This window comes from Streptococcus sp. GMD4S (assembly GCF_000296955.1).
Genome location: NZ_AJRE01000113.1, coordinates 1 through 3,740 on the forward strand (window position 1 = coordinate 1; position 3,740 = coordinate 3,740).

The window sequence follows — 3,740 nt, forward strand, 5'->3', positions numbered from 1 at the left end:
GATATCTTAGCTGGTCACGATCGTATTCACTTGATTGAGCCTTTAGATGTACTTGATTTTCATAATTTGGCTTCAAGAAGCTATTTTATCATGACTGACTCTGGAGGTGTTCAGGAAGAGGCGCCTTCTCTCGGCAAACCTGTCCTTGTCCTTCGTGACACAACGGAACGTCCAGAAGGAGTAAGAGCAGGTACGTTGAAGCTAGTTGGTACGGATCCAGTACGTGTGAAAGAAGCGATGGCAGCACTCTTAACAGATGAAACTCTTTATAGACAAATGTCTCAGGCACCAAATCCTTATGGAGATGGAAGAGCCTCTGAACGAATCGTACAATCCATTCAACAGTACTTTGGGGCAGCGACTTCTGTATCGGAATTCAAAGGGGGGAAATAAGATAAAATGAAAAATTGGAGTCAATTTAAAAACTGGCTTATGGCTTTGCTTGCTTGTGAGGTCATTCTTTTGGTGCTTTGTTTTTTGTATGCTCGAGCAATCATTTTAGAACAAATCTTTTTTTTAGCTTTAGCCTTGTTTGCAGTGTTGGTATTATCTGACCTTTTGCTTACTTGGACCCTTATCTTAGCATTTGGTTTTGGACTTATCGTTTTGGTTGCGGGTGTGGTTTATATCCCGATCATTCAACTGGTCTTTTTATTAATCAGTTTTCCTCTTTTGATTGGGATTCTACTTAAGGTTCGTTATTATTTCTTCAAGGTGGCCTCAAAGGTACAAGAACAGGAAGACGAAGCGCGAGCAGATTACCAAGCGATGGTCACTGAACAAAGTGATGTTACGGTTCAATCTCTATTGATTCATTGGGCACATGAAGATTTGTTCTTCCAGATTAAACCGAAAGAACATAACCAGATGCTCAGTAGCATTCAAGAGGTAATTGCTCAGGAATTGAGCTACAATGATAAACTCTATTACGTTTCGGATGGTAATTTTCTCGTTCTATCCAGTAAAAGCCAACATTCTTTGAAGGAACTTTATTTGAATGGTTTGCAGGAGAAACTGAGCAGTTTAGTTTTTCATGGAGAAGATGGCAATCAAGGAATTCAGTTCCAAACAGGCTATTTGGTGATTAACTCTGATAATAAAGATAAATACCAAGACTACGCGGATGTCGCCAGTCATCTCAAACGTCAACTAGAGACAGATGTAATTGTGGAATATTAGGAGGGGAACATGACTTTAACCGAACTATTTTTTGGTATTGCTTTGGGACTCAGTCTCGCCTTTGGCATTTGTTTTATCATACTATTTATTGCATACAATATTCTTTACCATCGAGTAAACAAAAATTTTAAGGCGGTGAATCATGATTAGTCAAATGTTAATGATTTTTACCTTGCTTACAATTTGGATTTCTCTAGCATGGGGCTTGGTAATTCTCTTTTCGGCAGTACACTTTTGGTTTAAACACAGTGATTTTCGTGTAGACACTTCGCCTCTACCTTATTATCCTAAGGTAACGATTGTTGTTCCTGCCCATAATGAGGATGTGGTTATTGCCCAAACGGCAAAAGCTATCTTGGATATGAACTATCCTCACGACCGTGTGGAGTTGCTCTTGTTTGCGGATAACTGTTCGGATAACACCTATGCAGAATGTTTGTCTGTACAAGCCATGCCTGAATATGCAGGAAGAAATCTAACCATTATCGACCGTACTGGTACGGGAGGAAAAGCGGGCGTTCTAAACGATGCTTTGGAGATGGCAACAGGCGAATACATCTGTGTTTATGATGCAGATGCCATGCCTGAAAAAAATGCTCTTTATTTCCTTGTCAAAGAAGTTATGAAGGATCCAGAACGTCATGTGGCATCTTTTGGCCGCAACAAGACTCGAAACGCCAACCAAAATTTCTTGACTCGTTGTATCAACCAAGAGATCGTTGTTACTCAGCGCGTGCACCACGTTGGGATGTGGCATCTCTTTAAAATTGGGCGTATCCCAGGAACCAACTTTATCATTCAAACCGACTTTGTAAAGAGTATCGGTGGTTGGAAAAATGGTGCCTTAACTGAGGATACCGATATTTCCTTCAAAATCATGCAGAGTGGTAAATTGATTGCCCTTGCCTATAATTCAGAGGCTTTCCAACAAGAACCTGAGACCTTAAAGAGTTACTATATGCAGCGGAAACGTTGGGCGAAAGGAAATTATGAAGTTGTTCTCTCGAACTTTAAGCATTTATTTGGCAGAGCAAACTGGCGCGTTAAACTAGAAGTCTTTAACTATTCTTGTGTTTTCTTTTGGTTTAACTTTGCTATTGTTCTTTCGGATTTGATTTTCCTAGCGAATGTGCTAGCGATCTGTCTTAATCTTTTCTTCCCAGATGTCAGGGTTCCATTTGCTTTTGATGCGGACAATATCTACATCGCTCAGCTCATGCTCTTTAACTGGATTCTCATGATTGGTCTCTATTTGATGCAAATTATGACAGCATTGGCAAGTCAATTTGGACAAGCAACAACTAAACAAATCTGGTTAGCCCTGGCAGCCTATTTCTCTTATGCACAGATGTTTATCGTTGTATCCGTTGATTCCATTTCTTCAATCGTGCTGGATAAAGTACTCCGACGAAAAGAAACCAAGTGGGTTAAAACCAAGCGATTTGCAGGATAGGAGGTTCTATGAAAACGAATAAATTAAAATATGTCTGGTTTGTGCTCATCCTTTCTATCTTTTGTTTAGCCTTGTTTTTAGCAAGAGGAAGGACTAAAATCGAGATGCGTAATCGAATTTACAGCCAATGGAGCCAGCAGTTCCTTGTTACAAAAGGCAATCAGTCTTATGTTCGTACGACGAGTGATTCGGAGGGAACAACAGTTCTATCTGAAGCCCAAAGTTATGGCATGCTCATAACGGTTTTAGCAGCCCAAAAAGGGCAAGCGACACAAGCAGATTTTGAGAATCTTTATCGCTATTACCAAAATCATCGTATCGAGGGAACGCAGTTGATGTCTTGGAAGCAAGTGATCACAAATAGTAGTGAAACGGTTGAGAAGCAAAACGCAACTGATGGAGATCTCTACATCGCTTATTCTTTGATTGAAGCTGCCAAGCAGTGGCCGGATAAGGCGCAGGAATACCAAGAGCAAGCTAAAAAAATCTTAGAAGATATTCTTCGATACAATTACAATGAAGAGACAGGTGTTCTGACAGTAGGGAACTGGGCCAACAAGGATTCCGATTATTATTACTTGATGCGGACGTCTGATACTCTTCCTCGCTATTTCCAATCTTTCTATGACCTGACTGGAAACAAACAGTGGTTAGACGTTAAGGATAAGATGCTTGGGCAACTGGAGCAAATCAGTTCTCATTCTGATACGGGTCTCTTGCCAGACTTTATCTGGGCTGAGAAGTCAGGGGCGCACCTTGTTGATGCCAACACTATCGAATCTCAATACGATGGGGCTTATTCTTATAACGCTTGTCGTTTGCCATATCACTTGTCTCAGAGTCAGGATGAAAGAAGCCAAAAACTCGTTCAAAAGATGATGGATTTCTTTATGAAAGAGCAACGTATTTATGCTGGTTATGACTTGAATGGAACTGCCCTCAATCAATACCAGGCAGGTAGTTTCTTGGCACCGATTACCTATGCGTCTGACAAGGGAGAAGGCTATCTGAAACTTCTTCAGCAAAATAAATACATTTTCACACAAGATTTACCTTTGGACAACTACTATGATGCAACGATGATTACCATGATTGCTCTAGAGATGTT

4 protein-coding genes are annotated in these 3,740 nt (G+C 40.5%); all 4 read left to right on the top strand.

Annotated features, from left to right (window positions below):
* A partial coding sequence (locus GMD4S_RS07375; RefSeq protein WP_000001458.1) for a UDP-N-acetylglucosamine 2-epimerase occupies positions 1 to 393 on the top strand: 393 nt, incomplete at its 5' end.
* A 6-nt stretch (positions 394 to 399) separates the two neighbouring features.
* The gene (locus GMD4S_RS07380) at positions 400 to 1,179 is read left to right on the top strand and encodes a hypothetical protein (RefSeq protein WP_000800615.1); all 780 of its coding nucleotides are present in this window, start codon (positions 400 to 402) and stop codon (positions 1,177 to 1,179) included.
* Between the two features lie 142 nt (positions 1,180 to 1,321).
* Entirely contained in the window at positions 1,322 to 2,632 is a 1,311-nt protein-coding gene (locus GMD4S_RS07385) for a glycosyltransferase family 2 protein (RefSeq protein ID WP_000625492.1), read from the top strand.
* 8 nt (positions 2,633 to 2,640) lie between these two features.
* Positions 2,641 to 3,740, top strand: a 1,100-nt coding sequence (locus GMD4S_RS07390; RefSeq protein WP_000856181.1) for a glycosyl hydrolase family 8, incomplete at its 3' end; no start/stop codon positions are given.

Bases quoted from the DNA above. Each gene is read 5' to 3' on its own strand.
- GMD4S_RS07380 (WP_000800615.1), top strand. From the start codon at position 400: ATGAAAAATTGGAGTCAATTTAAAAACTGGCTTATGGCTTTGCTTGCT.
- GMD4S_RS07385 (WP_000625492.1), top strand. From the start codon at position 1,322: ATGATTAGTCAAATGTTAATGATTTTTACCTTGCTTACAATTTGGATT.